At 61.7% G+C, this 21,261-nt stretch carries 14 protein-coding genes; 10 read left to right on the forward strand and 4 right to left on the reverse strand.

All coding sequences use genetic code 11. The annotated features are described in order from the left end of the window. Positions 1–70: 70 nt before the first annotated feature. From HG800_RS04465 to HG800_RS04475, 3 genes are all read left to right on the forward strand, one after another. Complete coding sequence (locus HG800_RS04465) at positions 71–652, forward strand: ECF-type sigma factor (protein WP_169974160.1); 582 nt, start codon at positions 71–73, stop codon at positions 650–652. Next, complete coding sequence (locus tag HG800_RS04470; RefSeq protein ID WP_169974162.1) at positions 649–3,423, forward strand: serine/threonine-protein kinase; 2,775 nt, start codon at positions 649–651, stop codon at positions 3,421–3,423. Before HG800_RS04465 ends, HG800_RS04470 begins: the two co-directional genes overlap by 4 nt. Before the next feature lie 164 nt (positions 3,424–3,587). Then, positions 3,588–5,060: an NAD-dependent succinate-semialdehyde dehydrogenase gene (locus tag HG800_RS04475; protein ID WP_235963252.1), complete on the forward strand. Its 1,473-nt coding sequence runs from the start codon at positions 3,588–3,590 to the stop codon at positions 5,058–5,060. Between the two features lie 138 nt (positions 5,061–5,198). Here the strand turns inward: HG800_RS04475 and HG800_RS04480 are convergent, their stop codons facing one another. Genes HG800_RS04480 through HG800_RS04490 form a run of 3 tightly spaced genes read right to left on the reverse strand, consistent with a single transcriptional unit; the run spans position 5,199 to position 9,171 of the window. After that, positions 5,199–6,002 (reverse strand): TrmH family RNA methyltransferase, encoded by an 804-nt coding sequence (locus HG800_RS04480; RefSeq protein WP_169974164.1) that lies wholly within the window; start codon positions 6,000–6,002, stop codon positions 5,199–5,201. Between the two features lie 50 nt (positions 6,003–6,052). Next, positions 6,053–7,441 carry a sulfatase-like hydrolase/transferase gene (locus HG800_RS04485; RefSeq protein ID WP_169974166.1) on the reverse strand — a complete coding sequence of 463 codons (1,389 nt, stop codon included), beginning with the start codon at positions 7,439–7,441 and terminating at the stop codon, positions 6,053–6,055. An 11-nt stretch (positions 7,442–7,452) separates the two neighbouring features. Then, entirely contained in the window at positions 7,453–9,171 is a 1,719-nt protein-coding gene (locus tag HG800_RS04490) for an arylsulfatase (RefSeq protein WP_206352123.1), read from the reverse strand. A 248-nt stretch (positions 9,172–9,419) separates the two neighbouring features. Here HG800_RS04490 and HG800_RS04495 point away from each other — a divergent pair, with 248 nt between their 5' ends. The 5 genes from HG800_RS04495 (at position 9,420) to HG800_RS04515 (ending at position 16,129) form a co-directional block, all read left to right on the forward strand. Then, complete coding sequence (locus HG800_RS04495; RefSeq protein WP_206352124.1) at positions 9,420–12,071, forward strand: PVC-type heme-binding CxxCH protein; 2,652 nt, start codon at positions 9,420–9,422, stop codon at positions 12,069–12,071. 345 nt (positions 12,072–12,416) lie between these two features. Next, entirely contained in the window at positions 12,417–14,243 is a 1,827-nt protein-coding gene (locus HG800_RS04500; protein ID WP_169974168.1) for a c-type cytochrome, read from the forward strand. A gap of 191 nt (positions 14,244–14,434) precedes the next feature. After that, positions 14,435–15,112 (forward strand): fused DSP-PTPase phosphatase/NAD kinase-like protein, encoded by a 678-nt coding sequence (locus tag HG800_RS04505; protein ID WP_169974170.1) that lies wholly within the window; start codon positions 14,435–14,437, stop codon positions 15,110–15,112. Next, the gene (locus HG800_RS04510; protein ID WP_169974172.1) at positions 15,000–15,698 is read left to right on the forward strand and encodes a fused DSP-PTPase phosphatase/NAD kinase-like protein; all 699 of its coding nucleotides are present in this window, start codon (positions 15,000–15,002) and stop codon (positions 15,696–15,698) included. Before HG800_RS04505 ends, HG800_RS04510 begins: the two co-directional genes overlap by 113 nt. 26 nt (positions 15,699–15,724) lie before the next feature. Beyond that, positions 15,725–16,129, forward strand: a complete 405-nt coding sequence (locus HG800_RS04515; RefSeq protein WP_169974174.1) for an acyl-CoA thioesterase — start codon at positions 15,725–15,727, stop codon at positions 16,127–16,129. A 24-nt stretch (positions 16,130–16,153) separates the two neighbouring features. Here the strand turns inward: HG800_RS04515 and HG800_RS04520 are convergent, their stop codons facing one another. Beyond that, positions 16,154–16,630 (reverse strand): hypothetical protein, encoded by a 477-nt coding sequence (locus HG800_RS04520; protein WP_169974176.1) that lies wholly within the window; start codon positions 16,628–16,630, stop codon positions 16,154–16,156. Between the two features lie 437 nt (positions 16,631–17,067). On the opposite strand from HG800_RS04520, the gene HG800_RS04525 reads away from it, so the two are divergent. Together HG800_RS04525 and HG800_RS04530 are read left to right on the forward strand one after the other, a co-directional pair. Further along, positions 17,068–19,809: a DUF1592 domain-containing protein gene (locus HG800_RS04525; RefSeq protein ID WP_169974178.1), complete on the forward strand. Its 2,742-nt coding sequence runs from the start codon at positions 17,068–17,070 to the stop codon at positions 19,807–19,809. Positions 19,810–19,814: 5 nt separating this feature from the next. Further along, positions 19,815–21,158 (forward strand): DUF1552 domain-containing protein, encoded by a 1,344-nt coding sequence (locus HG800_RS04530; RefSeq protein WP_169974180.1) that lies wholly within the window; start codon positions 19,815–19,817, stop codon positions 21,156–21,158. The last annotated feature ends 103 nt before the right edge of the window (positions 21,159–21,261 follow it).

Genomic DNA, 21,261 nt, shown 5'->3' on the forward strand with positions numbered 1-21,261 from the left:
TACACTTTTTTTGAACTTTCCCCTCAGGTTGAACACTCGCCCCCCATCACCACGTCAGGTTCATGACAGCATGGAAATCACGTCGGAGACCATCACCACGTTGCTTGCCCGCATCGAATCGGGCGACAACGAGGCGCGCGATGCCCTCCTGACGGTCGCCTATGACGAGTTGAAAAGTCTCGCCACCGACCTGATGCGGGGCGAACGGCCGGGACATACGCTCCAACCGACCGCTCTTGTCCACGAAGCAATGCTCCGGGTGCAGCACCATCGCCAGATTGGCCAGGGGAGGGGCCGGTCGTACTTCTTTGCCGTGATGGCCGGGGCGATGCGCCGCGTGCTCGTTGATCATGCCCGAGCCCGCCAGGCTGCTCGACGAGGTGGGTCCGATCCGAAACGGGTTCCCCTCGATGCGATTGTCGATGCCGTCGAGCTTGATCAACATCTCGACCTCATCGACCTGGACGACGCCCTCCAACGTCTCTCCTCCTGGAACGCTCGACAGGCTGAGGTCGTCACCCTTCGCTACTTCGGCGGCTGGACCATTCCAGAAATTGCCAATCATTTGCGTTGTTCGGTTTCCCTGATCGAGAAGGACTGGCGTCTTGCTCGCGCCTGGCTCGCTCGACAACTGGGCGATGGTGAATTATGAATCCCTCCGTGTGGAATCGGGTCGATCAGCTCTTCGCAGCGGCCCTCGAACGGCCCGCATCGGAACGGTTGTCGTTCCTTCGAGACTCCTGCGGCGACGACTCGACCCTGCTTCGCGAGGTCGAAGCCTTGCTCAAGGCTGATGCCCTGGCTCACGATCGCGAGTTCCTCGGGAAACCGCTCGGATCGGAGTTCGACACATCGAGGCCTGATTCAGATGAGGATGATTCCCTCATCGGGCAGCAGATCGGCCCTTACGCGATCGAGGCCTTGATCGGTCGCGGAGGGATGGGCAGCGTCTATCGGGCCGTCCGCCAAGAGGAGTTCACTCAGGTCGTCGCCATCAAGCTCATCAAGAGAGGGATGGACACCGACGAGATCCTCCGCCGCTTCCGCAATGAGTTACACGTGCAGGCAGCCCTCGGTCAACATCCCAACATCGCCGCAATCCTGGATGCCGGAACAACACCCGACCATCGCCCTTTCCTCGTCATGGAGTGGATTGAGGGACTCCCGGTCGATACGTATTGCGAGCGACAGAAGCTCGACATCCCAGAACGGTTGCACCTTTTCCGATCCATCTGCGAGGCCGTACAGTTCGCGCACTCGGTCGCGGTGATTCACCGGGATCTCAAACCGAGCAATATTCTGGTGACTCCCTCAGGCGTTCCCAAGCTGATCGACTTTGGGATTGCCAAGTGGCTAAATGACGATTCGGGACATGCCTCTGATCCCTCGACCATGCCCGAACAACGGATCCTGACGCCGCAGTACGCCAGCCCCGAACAGATTGAAGGTCGACCGCTCTCGACCGCGACCGACGTCTATTCTCTCGGGGTCGTGCTGTTCGAATTGCTCACCGGAGAAAGACCCTATCGGCTCACAACCGGGAGAATCGATGAACTGATCCAGGCCGTTTGCAAGCAGCCTCCTCCCCGCCCAAGTACCGTCGTGACTCAACGGCAGCATCAGCCGAAGACCTCGGCCTCAGCGGAGGAACTCCCGAGCACCAATCCGCTTCCCTCCGAGTCATCTCCCCTGAAGCGAAAGCTCGCTCGGCAACTCTCGGGAGATCTCGACAACATCGTCTTGATGGCACTCCGAAAGGAACCGGAACGACGCTATCCTTCCGTCGAGCGGTTTTCGAGAGACATTGAGCGACACCTCAAAGGGATTCCGGTCGAGGCAAGGCCCGCCACGCTGGTCTACCGACTGAATCGCTTCGTTCGGAGAAATCGGGTGGCCGTCGGTCTTGCGGTCGTAATGCTCATGCTCCTCATCGGAGGGATTGTCGGCACGACGGTCGGAATGCTTCGCGCCCGAGCGTCCGAAGCGATGGCCCTCCGTAACGAAGATCGGGCCCGCCGGGCGGTTGAGGAGTTACTCGTCCGGGTCACCGAAAATCAGCTCTTGAATGCTCCCGGACTTCAGGACCTCCGTCGAGAATTACTCGAATCAGCTCTGCAATATTATGAAGAATTCCTGGAAGATTCAAGTGATAAGCCCGCACTTCGGGTCAACCTCGCATCCACGTATCATCGGATCGCCGAAATTAACGAACTCATCGGCCGCAATGAGGAGGCTCTGGAGGCCAATCACCAGGCGCTTGCGATCCTGGAAGAACTGATCCGCTCCGAACCCGCAGAACATCCGGAGTCCGTCAACCGCCGGATTGAATACTTACATGACCACGCGACCGTCTTGAATAGCCTCGGCCTGATCGAGCGTCGGATCGGCCGGACCCAGAGTGCCCTTTCCAACTTCGAGCGATCTCGAGAGAGCGCCAAGCGAGTGTCAGCAGCCCGACCGGACCAGTCCTTTTACCAGGAGGCCCTGGCCAACGTGGTCAATAATCTTGGCTTGGTGCTTGTCGAGGTTGGCCGTCTAGAGGAGGCGATCGACTGCCACAGTGAGGCAATCCGATTCCAGCGATCGCTCGTCGAGGAACAGCCTGACGATTTGGATCGTCAGGCACAACTCGCCGATATGCTCACAGTTTCAAGTCGACCGACATTCATGCTTGGCAACGATGAAGGCGCGCTCGATGTGTTGGAACAAAGTCTCTCCCTCTACGAAGCCATTCGAGCGAGAGATTCGAGAAACATGCTGGATGCGAATCGTTATTCCCAGGCTCTTTCCCAGTACGCAGTTATTCAAATGTATCAGGGCAATTCGATTGAGGCAAGGAACGCAACCGGTCGGGCGATTGACTTGCTCGAACCGCTTGTGGAATCAAATCCCAAAGTTCCCGACTATCAGTCGGACTTGCTCTATCTTTCCAATCTGGCCTGCGAGCTCGATCGACGCGAAGGACGGATTGAGGAGGCGTTCGCGTCCGCTCGGGTCGCCGAGGAACTTGCTCAATCGCTTAGAGAATCTTATCCGGACGTGATCGAATATGTTTCTTATGCGTCAAAGAGCATGAACAACCTCGGACGCCTCTTCGAGGATCAAGGGAACCGAGGTAAGGCACTCGAATATTATGATCGAGCAATTTCACTGCTGGATCAAATTGCTCAGGCCGATCCGATTCATAATTACAACCTTGCCTGCAATGCTGCGTTGGCTGCCCAGGTGGTCGGCAGCGATCCTGAACAGCTCACCCGGGAAGATGACGAGACCCGTCGGCTGCGGAACGACCGGGCCATGAACGCACTTGTGCGGGCGGTCGATGCGGGTTATGTCCGCATGGAGAACCTGGAGCACGATTCCGACTTGGATGGACTTCGTCACCGCCCCGACTTTCAGCAACTGCTTGAGAGCCTCGATTGACCCGAGGTTCTTCCGCTCCAGCCTTCCCCGAGAGGCCGGTTCGATTGCAAGGGGCCGAGGCAGGCGGGTATCGTGAGGATCGAAGGGGGATCGGGCCACCCGTCCGGGTGATGCCAGCCTGCTCCCCGAATCGTCAATCGCTTCGAGCCTTCCGAGGTCACACGATGCCCACGGCCACTGCACCCGAATTGACCTGCCCGACCCGCACCCAGATGTTTATTGACGGCAAATGGTGCGATGCCGTCGAGGGCGGCCGCTTGGCCGTGATCAACCCGGCCGACGAATCAACGATCGCCGAGGTCGCATTCGGCGGTCGTGCCGATGCCGAGCGTGCCATTGACGCCGCCGCCAAGGCCCTCCCCGCCTGGCGCGCGAAGACCTCCTACGAGCGTGCCGAGTTCCTGAACAAGACGGCGAATTTGCTCCGTCAGCGAGCCGACGTCATTGCTCGGGCTCTGACGCTCGAACAGGGGAAGCCTGTTCCCGAGGCCCGTGCCGAGGTCCTCCATACCGCCGCCACCTTCGACTGGTTCGCCGAGGAAGGCAAGCGGGCCTACGGCCGGATCATTCCTCCGACGATGAGCAACAAGCGGCATTTTGCCATCTCACACCCGGTCGGCGTGGTCGGGACGATTACCCCCTGGAACTTTCCGCTTACCCTCCCAAGCCGGAAACTCGCCCCTGCGCTCGCCGCGGGTTGCACCGTCGTTTCTCGTCCTGCCGATCAAACGCCACTCTGCGTGATCGCCCTGTTCGAGATTCTGGAAGAAGTCGGCCTCCCTCCTGGTGTTGCAAATCTGGTCATGGGTGATGCGCCGACCATTGCTGATGCCTACTTCGCCCGTCCCGAGATTGGCAAGGTCAGTTTTACCGGCTCGACCCGAGTTGGGAAGGAACTGATCCGCAAGTCGGCCGATGGTGTCAAGCGGCTCAGCCTCGAACTGGGCGGTCACGCGCCACTCATCGTTTTCGAGGATGCTGACGTCGAACAGGTGGCCAAGGCTGCCGTGCTCGGCAAGTTCCGCAACAACGGGCAGGTCTGCATCGCTCCCTCGCGGTTTTATATCCACGAGAAGCTTGCGAATCAGTTCACCGAGGTGGCCGTCGAGGAGACGAAGCGCCTGAAGCTCGGGCCGGGCTGGGAAGACGGGGTCACCGTCGGACCGATGTTCGCCGAACAGGGGCTTGCCAAGGCGGTCGAGTTGATCAACGACGCGAAGGCCCGAGGCGCCTCCGTTCTGGCCGGTGGTGGCAAGTCGAGCCGCTTCGACAAGGGGTACTTCTGCGAGCCGACCATTCTGCAAAATGTCGATGGCTCGATGCGTCTCATGACTGAGGAACCCTTCTCCCCCGTGATGCCTCTGGTCGACTTTTCAAATGTTGATGAGGTGATCAAAGCCGCAAATGACACCCCTTATGGCCTGGCCGCCTACGTCTTCACCAACGATCTGACCATTGCCACCCGGATGGCCGAAGGGCTCGAAGCCGGAATCATCGGCATCAACGACCCCGTTCCCGCCACTCCGCAGGCTCCCTTCGGTGGGATGAAGCAATCGGGCCTCGGTCGCGAACTGGGCATTGAGGGGCTCGAATCGTACCTCGAAACCAAGTCCGTCTCGATCGGTCTCCGCAGCTGATTCGGAACTCTCGGGGCCGGCCTCGCGCCGGTCCCGATGGGGGTTAGGCTCAACATCGATGTCGCGGTGGCCGGCGCTCGGTGCTTGCCGGGTGTTCGCGAGGGCGAGATGAGCGTCTTCGCGTCATCCTGATCCATCTCATGACCCGCCGGGCTTGCTCAATTCGTAGAGAACGATGCCTGCGGCGACGGAGACATTCAGCGACTCGGCCCCCGCTCGCATCGGAATGGTAATGCGCTGGTCACAACGGGCGACCCATTCAGGATCGAGGCCGTGGGCCTCGGATCCCATGACGATTGCCAATCGATCGGGACGTGCAAACGAGTCAAGCGGCTCCGCATCGGAGTCGGTCACTGTCGCCACAAGCTGAAGACCGAATGCACGCTGCCAGGCGATGAGCCGATCGGCGAGGTCGTCGAGAACGATGACTGGAAGGTCGAGAACCGTCCCCATCGAGACCCGCAAGACTCTCCTGGAAAGCGGATCGGGGCAGGTTGGGCCGACCAGTACGGCATCGACACCAAACACATCGGCTGTTCGGACGATCGTTCCCAGGTTCTCCGGATTCTGAACGACAGGGCAAACGACAATTGTCAATGTTTTTGCGGCGTGGTTGACGATCGATCCGGGATCAATCGGTGGCAATCGGAACCCGACCGCCATCGCCCCTTGATGGAAATTGAACCCGACCAGAGTACTGATTTTCTGATGATCGACCACGAAGGCAGGGACGTCCTTGGGAATCCTCGGCCCAATCCGTTCGGCGTGGCGATCGGAGAGTAATACCGACTCCATGGGATACCGGCTGTCACGCAGTTGTTCGACGAGCTTTTCCCCCTCGACGACGAACTGAGGGAGATACCTCGTCTCGTTCGTCGCCTTCAGGTGGCGATAAGAGATCAGGCGAGGATCGTCCAGGTCATCAAGGGGGATCAAGGGCATCGGTCGTGGGCCGTTTCCCGAAGGACAAACACTCCGAAGGCTGGAAAGGCTCAGAAGTTCGTTTCCGACTTCCACCAGTCTGGGCCGTCTCCCAGGATCGAAGCGTTCAACTCAAGCAATTGCTCGGTCATTTGCTGGAATCGCTCTGGTTCCTGAGCCGAAAGGTCGGTTGTTTCCTCCGGATCCTCCGCGAGATTGAACAGGAGGAACCGGGTCAGATCAACATTCCCCACGATCTTCCAGTCACCGACCCGCATGGCGACCCGACTGTCGGGGCTGGAAATATGGGTCCTCCAGTAGAGCGGGATCGGTCGCTCGACCGATTTGCCCCCAAAGGCCGGCACCATGCTCACACCATCAATCACCCGATCTCCGGGCAGGGGGATGCCGACGATCTCGCAGATCGTGCTGAAGATGTCGGAGCCGACGACCGGAACGTCGCTCACCGTCCCCGGCTCGATCTTGCCGGGCCATCGAACGATCCCGGGAACCCGGATACCCCCTTCAAAATCGTCTCGCTTCCGACCCCGAAGGCCCCCTGTCGAACCTTGATTCCGGTTGCGTTGCGAGTTGGGATTGGCCGGATCGCCGAAGCCGTCCCCCTCGGGACCGTTGTCGGCGGTGAAGAAGACGATCGTTGAATCAGTCAACCCCTGACGGTCGAGTTCCGCCATGACCATCCCAAAGGCATGATCAAGCTGTGTCACGTTGCCGTGATGTTGCAGAACTCCGGGATCATCGGTCTGATCTTCGTAACGCGCCATGAAGCGCGGGTCAGACTCGATTGGCAGGTGAGGCTCATGCGTCCAGACCTGAAGGTAGAACGGTGCATCAGGATTGCGATGCTCGCGGAGCCACTCGATTCCCTCTTCTGCCACCAGGATTGCCGAGAACCCTTCCATCGGCCCGACAGGTTCGCCATTTCGGACGAAGTTCACGGGGTCCTTGTGCGTGGGCGCGGCATTGTTCTGGGTGGCGAACCAGTAGTCGAAGCCGTGGTCGTTCGGCTGGGGTTGTTCCGGCGCGTTGAACATCCCATTCAGATGCCACTTTCCCACGTGGGCGGTGTCGTACCCTCGCTCCTTGAGCAAGCGGGCGATTGTGATTTCCGAAGGACGGAGATGTACCGGGTGCCCTTCCGGAATCCAGCGGAACACGCCGTTGCGATACGGTGTCCGCCCCGTCAGGATCGCTGACCGGGACGGAGAGCAGACTCCGCAAGCTGCGTAGCACTGCGTGAACCGAACCCCTTGCTCGGCAAATTGGTCGAGATTCGGCGTCTCGATCATCGGATGACCGTAGCAGCCAAGGTCCCCCCAGCCGAGGTCGTCGGCCAGGAAGACCACGATGTTGGGAGGACGTTCGTCTTGGCCCACAGCCGGAGTCGCCGTAACGAAAACGCTGAGCAGGAGGGCCATCGAGAGGATTCTGTGCGTCATGGAGACTCTCCTCAGGGGGTGTCGCGACGGACACTGACAAAATAGGCCCCCCGCGATCCTTCGGGGCCTTCGAACCACGTTTGCAATCCTGCCGGGCCGGCGTCCAACTCGACGCGGAAGGTGATGGCCACGTCGTCCGGTCCGACCGGCTGAGTGACCTCAAGCCCGCCAATCGCCAGTCTCGCATCGTGGGCGAGAGGTCCAGGACCGTCGTTAATGGGTCTTGGCTCTCGTGCCGGCCATCGGCGTAGCTCAATCGTGTAAACACCCTTGCGATCAACCTCGACGTTCCAGAGGCCGTTCCGAACCAGGCCCGTGCGGATCATTGATTGATTCCAGGGCGGATCCTGATCCGAGCCGGACCAGTCGTGGCAGGTGAGTCGGGCCGGGTTCTCCTCCTCCGAGCCAACGACAATTCGAGCGATCCGATCGTGGGTCCGGGAAACATCGTCCCACCAACGATCGTAGATGGCTCGCAGTTCCGCGACCGTCTCGGGGTGTTCGGCGGCCTGATCCTGGGTCTGGCCGGGATCCTCACCAATCGCGTAGAGCTCGGATCCGTTCACGAGTCTCCATGCTTCGGTCATGACCGCACACTGCCGATACTTCTGCGGCACGTCAATCCGTTGCGATTCGACCACAAGGACCCGATCGGGCCAGTCGATCGCCTCGCCGCGGAGTAGGGGGGCCAGGCTCCTCCCATCAAAGGCGATCTCATCGGGATGATCGAGGTCGCACAGTTCGATCAGCGTCGGCAAGAGATCCAGATGGGCGGCGAGTTGCTCAACGTCGCGCCCCCCTTCGATTCCGCCCCCTGGCCATCGCACAAAGCAAGGGACCCGGTGGCCACCCTCGTACGGGCTGCCTTTCTGGCCTCGCATTCCCGCGTTGTAGCCGAGATCCCCTCGCACCCCGGCCGCGGTGCCGTTATCGGTCATGAAGATCACGATCGTGTTCTCGGTCAGGCCGCGCGCATCCATCGCCGCGAGCAACTGGCCTAGGTTTTCATCAATGTTGGTGATCATTCCGTAGAAGGCCGCGTTGGGGACGTTCGGATCCCCGGCATATTGCTCCTCATAACGCTTGGGGACCAAATACGGCCCGTGCGGCGCATTGGTGGCGAGGTAACAGAAGAACGGCTGCCCCGCCTCACTCTGCTCGGTGATGAACCCCAGAGCAGCCTCGAACCAGACGTCGGTACAATACCCGAAGGTCGGTCTCGGATTCCCGTTCTCAAAGTAAACATCATCAAAGTAGTCGTTTCCCCACGAATCCGGGGTCTGCCCGACGCCCCCGCCCCCATGAATCAACGAATGGGAGAACCCGAAGTCCTGCGGGCGAGAGGGGTAATTGTCTCCCAGGTGCCACTTGCCGAAGATCCCAGTCGCGTAACCGGAGCGAGCGAAGACCTCGGCCATCGTCGTCTCGGCTCGATGAAGAATGGACCGCCCCCGGATGGTATGCCAGACCCCGACCCGCCCCGAGTATCTGCCGGTCATCAGGGCCGATCGTGTGGGAGAGCAAGTGGGATCAACATGAAAATCGGTTAGGCGAACACTCTCCGCATGCAAGGCGTCGAGATTCGGAGTCTGGATCATAGGATTGCCGTGACAGGCCAGGTCGCCATAACCCTGGTCATCGGTCATGATGAGCAGGACATTCGGACGTTGAGCGCCCTCCGTCTCCTGCCCCTGGCTTGTTGATTCAAAGGCAAGAAAGGTCGTCAGCACGACCCCGAGCCTCGTCCACCCGATTCCTCGCAAACGATTCCGTCCGATCCGATCCATCATGCTTGCTCCGGTCCGATTGCGTCCGGGCCCCTCGACGTGAAGACGGACGACCTCGTGGAGTCCCGCCCCGGGCGGAGTATAATGGGCAATCACCGAGGCCGTCCACCGGCCAACGTTCGGAGCGAGTCATCGCCGACTGAACTTCTCTTTTCCTCCGCGAATTCAACACCCCCCGCGAGACGAGCACCATGAGAGCGACCGCCGTGATCTGGTCCGTGATGGCCCTGGCGACGTTGGCGTCGCCGCTGGTTCCCATCCCTCAAGCCATCGCCGAAGCTGAAGCCCCGGAGCGTCTCTCGCTCGAAAAGGGGGACCGGATCATTATGATCGGGAATACCCTGGCCGAACGGATGCAGTACTTCGGCCACTGGGAAACCCTGCTCCACAGCCGCTTCCCCGAACTGGAGCTGGTGGTCCGGAACCTCGGCTGGTCGGCCGATGAGTTGACCTTGCGCCCTCGGTCGCAGGACTTCCAGGACCACGGCCATACGCTTCACGACCACGAGCCCGACGTCGTGATCGCCGCCTTCGGCTTCAATGAGTCCTTCGCCGGTCCTGAGGGTCTGGACGGCTTCCGCCGCGACCTGGAAGCGTTCATCGATGAGACGACCTCCACCGCCTACAATGGCGAGGCGCCGCCGACGCTCGTGCTGCTCTCCCCGATTGCTCACGAGGACCTCGACACGCGAACCCTCCCCGACGGCTCGACCAACAACGAGAACCTCGCCCTCTATACCGAGGCAATGGCCGACATTGCCCAGGCCAAGGGGGTCCTGTTCATCGACCTCTTCCACCCAACTCACGAGCAATTTGAGGCGGACGATGAGCCCTGGACCTTCAACGGTGTCCACCTGACCGACGACGGCTATCGTAAGCTCGCCCCAATCCTCGACGAGTCCCTCTTCGGCCCCCGCCCAGGCCCTGACTCGATCGCAGCCGATCTGGACGCACTGCGCGCCGAGGTTCTGGAGAAGAACAAGCAGTTCTTTTATGATCATCGCGCGGTCAACGGATTTTATATCTACGGCGGCCGCAAAGAGCCCTTCGGCGTGGTCAATTTCCCGGCTGAATTCGCAAAGCTTCGCAAGATGATCGCCGTCAGAGACGGTCGCATCTGGCAAGTCGCCCGTGGCAACTACGTGTCCGACACGATCGACGATTCCGGAACCGGGGAGTTCGTCGAGATCGAGAGCAACGTCCAGGGGCCCATCAAGATCACCTCTCCCGAGGAGGCGCTGGAGAGCTTCACCCTGCCCGAAGGCTTCGAAATCAATCTCTTCGCCTCCGAACAGGACTTCCCCGACCTGAAAAACCCTTGTCAGTTCGCCTTCGACGCCAAGGGCCGCCTCTGGGTCACGACCATGGAGTCGTACCCGATGTACCTGCCCGGCACCCCCGTCGATGACAAGGTCCTAATTCTCGAAGACACCGATGGCGACGGTAAGGCCGACAAGCAAACGATTTTTGCCCGAGGCTTGCACGTCCCGACTGGGATCGAACTGGGAGACGGTGGCGCTTATGTCGCCCAGCAGCCCAACCTGGTGTTTATCAAAGATACCGACGGCGACGACATCGCCGACGATTACTCCTTCCGCCTCCACGGGTTCGACTCGGCCGACTCGCACCACTCGATCAGCGCCTTCACCTGGGGCCCCGACGGCGCGCTTTACTTCCAGGAAGGCACGTTCCACCACTCTCAGATCGAGACCCCCCACGGCCCGACCCGCGTCAAGAACGCCGGGGTGTTCCGCTACGAGCCGTTGACCGAGAAGCTGGACATCTTCGTCTCCTACCCGTTTGCCAACCCCTGGGGCCACTACTTCGACCGTTGGGGCCAGAACTTCGTGGCCGACGCCTCCGGTGGTGCGAATTACTACGGCACTGCCTTCTCCGGCGATGTCGATTACCCGCGCAAGCATCCGAGGCTCAACGAGTTCCTCGTCAAGCAATGGCGGCCGACCTCCGGTTGCGAACTGGTTTCCAGCCGCAACTTCCCGGATGAGATGCAGGGCAACTACCTGATCAACAACTGCATCGGCTTTCACGGCGTCCTCAACTACGCGATGCGCGAGGAAGACTCGGGCTTCGCGGCCGACCCGGCCGAGCCGCTCCTGCGGTCAAGCGACACCAACTTCCGCCCGGTCGATCTCGAATTTGGTCCCGATGGTGCCCTCTACCTCGTCGACTGGTTCAACCCGCTGATCGGCCACATGCAGCACTCGATTCGCGACCCGAACCGCGACGCCATTCACGGCCGGATCTGGCGGATCCATTACACCGGCAAGCCCCTGGTCGAACCGGCCAAGATCGCCGGTGAGCCGATCCCGGCCCTGCTCGACCTACTCAAGGAATACGAGGACCGTACCCGCTACCGAGCCCGGATCGAGCTGCGAACCCGAGACACCGACGAGGTCCTCTCCGCCCTCAAGGACTGGGTCGCCAACCTCGACCAGAACGATCCCGAGTACTGGCGTCACATGCTCGAAGCCCTCTGGGTCCACCAGCAGCACGACGTCGTCGATCAGGACTTCCTGCGAACCCTTCTGACTTGCCCCGAGCCAAAGACCCGCGCCGCCGCCACCCGAGTGCTCGGCTACTGGCGAGACCGGCTCGACGACCCGCTCGGCTTGCTTCAGCAGCAGGTCAACGACGATCACCCCCGCGTCCGGCTCGAAGCCGTCCGCGCCCTGAGCTTCTTCAAGGGTGAAGACGCTCTCCTCGCTCAGGAAATCGCCCTCGAATCGCTCCTTCATCCCCAGGATTACTACCTGGAATACACCCTGAATGAGACGAATGCGACGCTGAGCGAGCGCATCCTGAAGCTCACTTCCGAGGAATGATCCTGACTGGATTCTGAGGGGTGGGTCCTTGCCTGCTTCCTCATAAGAGCCGTCTGCCTGCTTCCTCATAGAGCCGTCCCTGAGACGCTCCCCTCCCAACCCTCTCCCCCGTTCGCGGGGGAGAAGGTGGCCGGAGGCCGGGTGAGGGGGCTCCGGCCGGCTCGCAAGCTGCACCGTCCTCACGCTGGTCCCCTCACCACAATCCTTTCCCCCGCAATCGGAGGCGAGGGTGACGGACCCAACGTCTCGCGACAATCACCGACTCGACTTTCTCCTGCTGCAGTGATCCAACCCCGCCCCTTTCCCCCTCCTGAACCGCCCTCGAAGCCCGACCGAGGTTTCCCGATGATGCCGACCCTTTCGTCGCTCCCAAGAAGATCAACCTGCCTTCGTCTCTCGATGCTTGTCGTCCCGATGCTTCTGGCCGGTCTCCCTGTCGCCGTCCGTGCTCAGGAACAGGAAAGTGCGATGGTCCGGATGCTCCGGAGCGGACGGGTCCCTGATGATCGTCAGGGGACGCTCATCACCCTGATTGGCCGTCAGGGGTCTCCCACCGACCTCGGCTTCCTGCTCGAACTGGCCACCGATCCGGACCTTGCGTCCGACGCCAACCGTCGTCTCGCCATCGAGGCCCTGACCCAGGCCGCCCGCAACCGAAGCGTTTTCCCTGAGGGGGATCGAACCCGGATTGCCGCCCTCATCCAGGGGGACGCCGCCCTGGACGATGACGAGGCCCGCCTCTCGGCCATCCAGCTCGCTGGTGCCTGGAAGGTCGAGGAGGCCAGTGAAACCCTCGCCGTCATCGCCGCCAACTCCGACGACCCCCGAGCTTTGCGTGAGGCGTCGCTGATCGCCCTTGCCGAGATCGGTGGCCCCGCCAGCTGCAAGGCGATCGAATCGCTCGCCAGTCCCGAACAGCCGCTCTCTGTCCGGGTTCCGGCAATCGCCGCTCTGGTCAGCCTCGATGTCGATGCCGCCGCCGGTCGGGCCGTAGCCGCGCTAGCCGAGGGAATCGGCGATCTCGACGACGTTGCTCCCCTAATGAGCGCCTTCCTTGACCGCCAGGTCGGTCCCGAACGACTCGCAGCCGAGATCCGTACGCAAAGGCTCGCCGCCGATCCGGCCAAAGTGGCCCTCCGCTATCTCTACTCGGTGGGTCGGACGGACGCCCCGCTCGTCTCGGCCCTCAGCGATGCCGCCGGCATCAACGCCGATCCTGAGCCCCTGTCGGACGCCGAAATGCAAGCAATGATCGCCGACGTCCGAACCCACGGCGACCCCGAGCGCGGCGAGCGCATCTTCCGTCGCGAGGACGTCAACTGCACCAAGTGCCACGCCATCAGCGGAGCCGGCGGCAACGTCGGTCCCGACCTCAGTGCGATCGGCGCGAGTTCACCTCCCGATTACTTGATTCGGTCGATCATCTATCCCGAAGAAGCGGTCAAGGAGGAGTACGGGGTTAAGACCGTCCTGACGATCGACGGTCAAATCTTCCAGGGGGTGATCAAGGAGTCGAGCGCCGAACGTCTCGTCCTCCGAGAGGCGACGGGAGTGGACCGCGTCATCCCCGTGGATGACATCGAGGACGAGAAAGCCGGCGGCTCGATCATGCCCGCCGGCCTGGTCAACTTCCTCACCCGAGACGAATTCGTCGATCTCGTCGCCTTCCTCGATCAGCTTGGCAAGCCCGGTCCGTATGCCATCCGAGCCACCCCTTCGATCCAGCGGTGGGGTGTCCTCCCCTGGCCCGACTCCGGCTCCGAGCTCGATCCCGACACCGCCGCCTCGGCCAATGTGGCCGAACTTCCGCCCTCGGTTGCTCAGGTTGATCCCGCCGACTGGCGACCCGCCTACGGAATGACCGGGGGCACCTTGCCGCTTGATGAAGTGACCCGAATGGTCGATGCCCCCGTGCTTGCCCTGCGAGGCGAGGTCGATGTGACCCGGTCGGGGTCCATCACCTTCTCGATCGACTCAGCCGAGGGGCTTTCCCTCTGGCTCGACGGTCAGCCGATTGACGCCGCGGACACTGTCTCAGCCGATCTCGACCCCGGTCGACACGCCCTTGTCATCCGGGTGAACACCGAGGAACGTGCCGCGGACGGAATCAAGGTTGAGCTGGCTCGTTCCGCAGACTCGCGCGCCGATTTCACCGTCGTGGGCGGACCCTGAGCAACATCGGTAGACCCCACCAGGAGGGTGTCTCCTACGATCGGACAGGCGGAACGCGATCCGCTCAGGTCCGTTGTTGACCTGTCGTGCGCCTGGAGAGTTCCGCTTGCCCGATGCTCCGACTCCGCTACAATCCGGGCCGGATACGGAACGGAACACACTCGACCCGCGAACTCACGGAGGATTCGCCGTTGAGCGGGCGCAAACGTCGAGTCGTGGCGATTCTCGTGGCCGCCATCCTCTGCGCGCTGGCCATTGATCATCGTCACGAACTGTTCGAGAAGCGAGTGAGGGTGATCGCCCCCGGCCAACTGGTCCGGGGAGCCTGGCAGCGACCCTGGCCGTTGCGGCGGTTGATCGATCGCGAACGGGTGCGCACCATTGTCACCCTCACGGCCATCAACACGCACGACCCGAAGTACGTCATGCAACGCAAGGTCGTCGATCAGTCGGGCGTCGACTGGATCATTGTTCCCATGCGAGGCTCGACCGCCACGATTGATCAGCTTGCCGAAACTGCCGATCTGTTGGCCGATCCCGCTCGCCAGCCGGTCTTCTTCCACTGCGTTGCCGGTCATCATCGGACGAATCTTGCCCTGGCGGCTTACCGAATCCGACACGACGGCTGGTCGGCCGAGCAGGCATGGTCTGAACTCTTGCAGTTTCCCTGGACGAGAGCCGAGGCCGACGCCGACGACCTCCGCCTGATCGAAGCCTTTGCCGCGGTCCACCGCGGCCGAGGCAAGGAGTTGCAGCATGCCCCGGAAGCGGATCTTGCGGACGATCTCCCGAAGCCTGGCGGTTCTGGTATCGTTGCTCGTGATCCTCATCGCCTGGCGATGGACGACGGGCAACGTCGGCACCGTTGAACCCGGCTCAATCTACCGGTCAGCCCAGCTCGACGCCGACTCTCTCTCTCGGCTCATCCGATCGAAAGGGATTCGGACGGTGCTCAACCTCCGCGGGCCCAATCCCGCCTCCTCCTGGTATCCTCCCGAGCGCGAGGCGACCATAAAGGCCGGTGCCACGTTGATCGACGTGCCCATGTCGTCCGACTACTGGCTGACTCCGGAGCAGGCCAACGAGCTGATCTCACTGTTCGACTCGGCCGAACGTCCCCTCCTGGTCCATTGCCAGTTCGGGTCCGAGCGGACCGGCCTTGTCTCCTCGATCGCCACCTTACTCCGACCCGGCAGTACTCTGTCCGAGGCGAGGAAACAGTTCTCCCTCTACTATCTCTTCCTGCCCCTGGAGGATGGCGTGGTGATGCAGGGGCATCTTCGGCAATATGAGCAATGGCTCGAAGCCGAAGGCCGATCGCATAATTCCGAAACCTTCCGCAAATGGTTCGCCCGTTCGTATCAGCCCGGCACGCCGAACCGGTCACTCTGGCCCTACAACCCCTATCCGCTCCGCGTCGTCACCCGGCCTGAGGACGCGGCAGCCCGTTACTGACGCGAAAGCCCTCGGAGCCCCAGACGATGCCGGAGAGTCATGAGATCGAAATCCGGGTTCGCTATGCCGAAACCGATCGGATGGGCCTGCTGCATCACGCTAACTATCTTGTCTACTTCGAAATGGGCCGAACCGAATTGCTCCGCAGCCGAGGCGTGTCATATCGCGACGTGGAAGACTCGGGCTTCTTGCTCGTCCTCGTCGATCTCGGCTGCAAGTACAAACGGCCGGCCCGCTACGACGATCTCCTGATCCTACGCACCTCTGTCGAGCGGGTGACGCACGTCAAGATTATTCACCGATACGAGTTACGGCGAGACAGCGAACTCCTGGCCGAGGGGCATTCCACCCTCGCCTGCATCGATCGGTCCGGACGTCCGCAGCCCTTGCCCGCCTTGCTTCGGGGGGGAGAACAGGGCGATCCCTACTGATCGCCCCACCTGTGCCTCAAGGGATCAGGCCCCCTCAACCTCCTCGCCGAAGAACGTTTCAGCCTCCTTGACCACCGAGGCATAAATCGCCTCAGCCTGGGCTTGATCAAGCCCGACCAGAACCCGGGCCAGGTCAAGCTTGCGCCGTTCTCGCTCGGAGAAGACCCGATCGGCCACCGCCCGACGTACGAGCAACGTGAACTCTTCGAGCATCAAGTGCCGCATCCAGGACTCTTCAAAGCCCTTGGCACGCCCCTCCCGAACAAGCTGTTCCCAGCGAGGCTCGGAATCGGGCAGTTCATCCAGAATGTGTTTGAGTTTCCGGAGCCACTGGGTCCGGTCGTAGTCCAGAGGCGCCCCTTCCGGAGTCAATCGAGTCGGCTGGTCGGTCGCCATCTCGTCCTCAGCCAGTCCCCACGCTTCGAGCAATTTCGCCCGAGAGCGATCATCGAGGGCTGAGGCCCGGTCTCGGGCACCGTGAAGAAGGTCGAAAAAACCCATTGATCCTGCCCCCCAGAACCGGTCAGGTCGCTCATTTGTGCGGGGTCCCGACCTTGAAATCATAACCGATCATCCAGAACGCAATGTCCGGCAATCAACGCCCTGGTCAAGATGGAATCCTTCAACGGTTGGCCGGGCCGGGCCGCAACCACATGATGGCATTGTGTTTGCACCATTAGTGCGGACAGCGGCGTGTCCATGCACCCGCCGCATCGCGAAGTTCCCGTGCCGGGGACCGTTTTCTGTCCGTGATCCAGTGAGCGATTCGCACCCCTGTTCCCGAGAATTCTCGGGAAAACGCGTTGAATAAGCGTTCAACATCACCGATAATGCCATGCACGAGAATCTCTGACCATCCCTCCCCCATTCTGCTTTTCGAAGATCATTCCTCCCTGCCGGTTTGTCACTCCCCAAAGGTTCCGAGGTCAGCCAGTCTCATGATTTATCGGCATCGACCGCAATTCCTCGTCACTGCCTCACTGTTCGCGCTGCTGGCCGCTCTCCCCTCGGTTCAAGCCGACGACAACCTGGCTGCCGCGGCTGATGCCTACAAGGATCGCATCGTTCCCCTGCTGAAGACCTACTGCTATTCCTGCCATAGCAACGACAAGCAAGAAGCGGGCCTGAACCTCGAAGCCTATCCCGACGTGGACTCGATCGTAAAAGATCGCGCCCAATGGGAAACGATTCAGTATTTCATCGAAGATGGCGACATGCCTCCGGTCGATGTCGAGCCCAGGCCCCTCGAAGAAGAGGCTCGCGAACTGACCGAGTGGATCGAGGCCACGCTTTCCCAGATCGACTGCAATCTCGTCGAGCCCGGCAGCGTCACCCTCCGTCGCCTCAACCGCGCCGAATATAACTTCACGATCCAGGACTTGCTGGGCCTTGAGTTTCAACCCGCCGATGACTTCCCGGCCGACGACGTCGGCTACGGCTTCGACAACATCGGCGATGTTCTGACCCTCGACCCCTTGCTTCTGGAAAAATACCTGACCGCTGCGGAGGAGATCAGCCGCCGAGCCATCGATGTCTCCGGCCCCGGACCCGGCAAGACGATTCAGTATTACAATCGACTCCTCCGCGAGAAGGGGGGCGAATCCCTCGGTGACGATCAAATACTCACCTCCAATGGTGAGCTTACGATCGAACACGACTTTCCGAGCGACGGTCGTTACATTCTGAAAGTTCGCGCCTATGGTCATCAGGCAGGACCCGAGCCTGTAAAAATGGCCATCCGACTTGATGGTGAGACCGTCACAGAGTTCGACGTCGAGGCGAAGGAGAAACACAAGACATACGAGGTTCCCATCACCGTTCAGGCCGGGACCAAACGCTTCGCCGTCGCCTTTCTCAACGATTATTACAAGCCCGACGCGGACGATCCCAACGAACGTGGCGATCGGAACTTGATCATCAATCGCCTCGAAGTCCAGGGCCCCACCGACCCGGTCGCTTCCAAAGACCTGGCCACGCTCAAGGACGATGCCGGCGGCAAGGATTATGGCGGCATCGGCCGCATTCTGGCCACCCATGGCGAAGTCGCCTTCGACCACTCGTTCAAACGCGACGGAGAATACCGCATCCGGGTCCGCGCCTTCGGCCATCAGGCCGGCCCCGATCCAGCCCGCATGGGCATCAAGATCGACGGCGAAACCATCGATGTCGTCGACGTCATCGCAACCGAAGACGAACCTGACACCTACGAGGCCCGCGTCCTCATCTCCAGCGGAACTCGATCGGTCGCCCTGGCGTTCCTCAATGACTACTACAACACCGACCACGCAGACGAAAGCCTCCGAGGCGACCGAAACCTGGTCGTCGATCGCGTTCAGATCGTCGGGCCAGTCGAGTCCTACTACGCCGCGTTGCCGGAGTCGCACCGCCGAATCATTGCGGAACCGGCCCTGAGCGGCTCATATGAGCAGGTTGCCCGCAAGAGCATTCGCCGCTTCACCAATCGCGCCTTTCGTCGACCAGCCTCGGAGCACGAAGTCGAGCGTCTGATGGATCTCTTCCGTCTCGTTCGTCGCGATGGCGGATCGTTTGAGGAAGCCATGCAACTGGCCGTCCAGGCCGTACTCGTCTCCCCGCACTTCCTCTTTCGGGTCGAGTACGGATCGGCTCCCGACCCCGACGCTCCCGAAGGCGTCCGTCCCCTGAGCGACTGGGAGCTGGCCTCCCGGCTCTCCTACTTCCTCTGGTCGAGCATGCCCGACGAAGCCCTCTTTCGGGCCGCTTACGAGGGCAAGCTCCGCGATCCGAGCGAGCTGGAACGCCAGACCCTCCGCATGCTCGACGACCCGAAAGCCTCCCGCTTCATCCAGCGGTTCGCCGGCCAGTGGCTCCAGATTCAGAACCTCGCGACGGTCAATCCCGACCCGGCCCGCTTCCCTGACTTTGACGACCCACTCCGCGAGGCCATGCGGCGCGAAACCGAACTGTTCTTTGAGGCTGTCGTCCGCGAAGACCGCAGCATTCTCGACCTCCTCGATGCGAACGAGACTTTCCTGAACGAGCGCCTCGCCCGGCACTATGGCATCCCCGAAGTAACCGGCGACGAGTTCCGTCGCGTATCCTTGCCCGCTGATTCACCCCGAGGCGGCATCCTGACCCACGCGAGCATCCTCACGATTACCTCGAACCCGACTCGGACCTCTCCCGTCAAGCGCGGCAAGTATATCCTCGATCAGATCCTCGGGACGCCTCCTCCTCCCCCTCCTCCCGACGTCCCCGAGCTGGAAGAAGGCCCCGAGCTGACCGGAACGCTCCGCGAACGGATGCAGCAGCACAGCGAAAACCCGTCGTGTGCCTCGTGCCACAAACGCATGGACCCGCTCGGGTTCGGCTTCGAAAACTTCGACGCCATTGGCCGCTGGCGTGATCAGGACGGCGGGGCCACCATCGACGCCTCGGGCACCTTGCCCGGAGGCGATTCCTTCGAGGGTCCGGCCGACCTGAAGGCCCTACTCACGTCCCGGAGCGACGAGTTCGCCCGAACCCTGACCGAAAATCTCATGACTTACGCACTCGGGCGCGGGCTCGAGTACTTCGATCGATGCGCCGTTGACCGCATCCTGGCCGACCTGGACCGGCACGACTTCCGGTTTGGTCGCCTGGTCGTGGACATCGTCACGAGCGACGCCTTCCGCATGCGGAAGACCGAAGGAGGCGAATAAGTACCATGTTTTCCCTCGCTCGACGGACCGCCCTGAAGGGCCTCGGAACCGCGATGGCCTTGCCCTGGCTTGAAGCGATGGCCCCGGCCGCCGGTCTCGCCCCCCGTCCCGGAGGCAAGGTTGCCCCGACCCGCATGGCGTTCCTTTACGTCCCCAACGGCGCTCACATGCAAGAGTGGACCCCCGAGCAGCTTGGGACCGACTTCACCTTGCCTCGCATCCTCGAACCCTTGAATCCTTACAAGCAGGATTTGCTCGTTGTGAGCGGATTGGCCCAGGACATGGCCCGCGCCCACGGCAACGGTGGCGGCGACCACGCCCGCTCGATGGCCTGCTTCTTGACCGGCGTCCACCCAGTCAAGACCAACGGCGCCGACATCCGCGCCGGCGTCTCGGTCGATCAGGTGGCTGCCGCGGCGATGGGCTACCACACCCGCTTGCCGTCCCTCGAACTGGGCATCGACCCCAGCGCCCAGTCCGGCAACTGCGATTCCGGCTACAGTTGTGCCTATTCGTCGAACATCTCCTGGCGGACCCCCACCCAGCCGGTTCCGAAGGAGATCAATCCCCGCCTGGTCTTCGAGCGACTCTTCGGCAACGACGACGCCGAACAGCTCAGCGAGCGTCGTCGCCGCTACAACAAGAGCGTCCTCGACCTCGTGGCTGACGATGCGAAGCAGCTCCACAACCGGCTCGGCGTCAACGACCGTCGCAAGGTGGACGAGTACCTCGGCTCCGTCCGGGAAATCGAGCGTCGCCTCGTCGCCGCCGAACAAAAGCGGATCGAGGAGGTCGAGCGTCCCGACGACATCGTCAAGCCCGAAGGCGTGCCGAAGGACAACCAGGACCACATTCGATTGATCCTCGATATGCTCGTCCTCGCCTTCCAGACCGACTCGACCCGGATCGCCACGATGGTCTTCGCCAACGAGGGCAGCAACAAGTCGTACAACTGGATCAACGTTCCCGACGGGCACCACTACCTCTCGCACCACCAGGGGGACGCGGAGAAGCAGGACAAGATTGCCCGGATCAACCTCTTCCACGTCGAGCAGCTTGCCTACTTCCTCGGCCGGCTCAAGGCGATTCCGGAAGGGGATGGCACCTTGCTCGATCACTCGATGATCCTTTACGGTTCCGGCATTGGCGACGGTAACCGCCACAACCACAACGAACTCCCCCTCGTCCTCGCCGGGGGCGGCTGCGGCACGATCACCACCGGCCGTCACATCCGCTACGACGAAAATACCCCGCTCAACAACCTCTATCTCTCGATGCTCGACCGCATGGACACTCCTATCGACGAGCTGGGCGACAGTACCGGGCGGCTCGATCAGCTCGACGGCTGACCCTCAGTTCCCTCTTCGAACCCGGCAAACGCAAACAGCCGACCCCGGATTCAACTCCGAGGCCGGCTGTTCTTGGTTTCGCATGCGAGATCAGCACGGAGCC

Origin of the sequence: Tautonia rosea (genome assembly GCF_012958305.1) — a bacterium.
In the GTDB taxonomy this organism is placed as follows: Bacteria; Planctomycetota; Planctomycetia; order Isosphaerales; family Isosphaeraceae; genus Tautonia; species Tautonia rosea.

Excerpts from the sequence above, each read along its gene's own strand:
- HG800_RS04470 (WP_169974162.1), top strand. The coding sequence starts at position 649 with ATGAATCCCTCCGTGTGGAATCGGGTCGATCAGCTCTTCGCAGCGGCC.
- HG800_RS04510 (WP_169974172.1), top strand. The coding sequence starts at position 15,000 with ATGCCCCGGAAGCGGATCTTGCGGACGATCTCCCGAAGCCTGGCGGTT.
- HG800_RS04500 (WP_169974168.1), top strand. The coding sequence starts at position 12,417 with ATGATGCCGACCCTTTCGTCGCTCCCAAGAAGATCAACCTGCCTTCGT.
- HG800_RS04520 (WP_169974176.1), bottom strand. The coding sequence starts at position 16,630 with ATGGGTTTTTTCGACCTTCTTCACGGTGCCCGAGACCGGGCCTCAGCC.
- HG800_RS04465 (WP_169974160.1), top strand. The coding sequence starts at position 71 with ATGGAAATCACGTCGGAGACCATCACCACGTTGCTTGCCCGCATCGAA.
- HG800_RS04495 (WP_206352124.1), top strand. The coding sequence starts at position 9,420 with ATGAGAGCGACCGCCGTGATCTGGTCCGTGATGGCCCTGGCGACGTTG.
- HG800_RS04485 (WP_169974166.1), bottom strand. The coding sequence starts at position 7,441 with ATGACGCACAGAATCCTCTCGATGGCCCTCCTGCTCAGCGTTTTCGTT.
- HG800_RS04475 (WP_235963252.1), top strand. The coding sequence starts at position 3,588 with ATGCCCACGGCCACTGCACCCGAATTGACCTGCCCGACCCGCACCCAG.
- HG800_RS04530 (WP_169974180.1), top strand. The coding sequence starts at position 19,815 with ATGTTTTCCCTCGCTCGACGGACCGCCCTGAAGGGCCTCGGAACCGCG.
- HG800_RS04480 (WP_169974164.1), bottom strand. The coding sequence starts at position 6,002 with ATGCCCTTGATCCCCCTTGATGACCTGGACGATCCTCGCCTGATCTCT.
- HG800_RS04525 (WP_169974178.1), top strand. The coding sequence starts at position 17,068 with ATGATTTATCGGCATCGACCGCAATTCCTCGTCACTGCCTCACTGTTC.
- HG800_RS04515 (WP_169974174.1), top strand. The coding sequence starts at position 15,725 with ATGCCGGAGAGTCATGAGATCGAAATCCGGGTTCGCTATGCCGAAACC.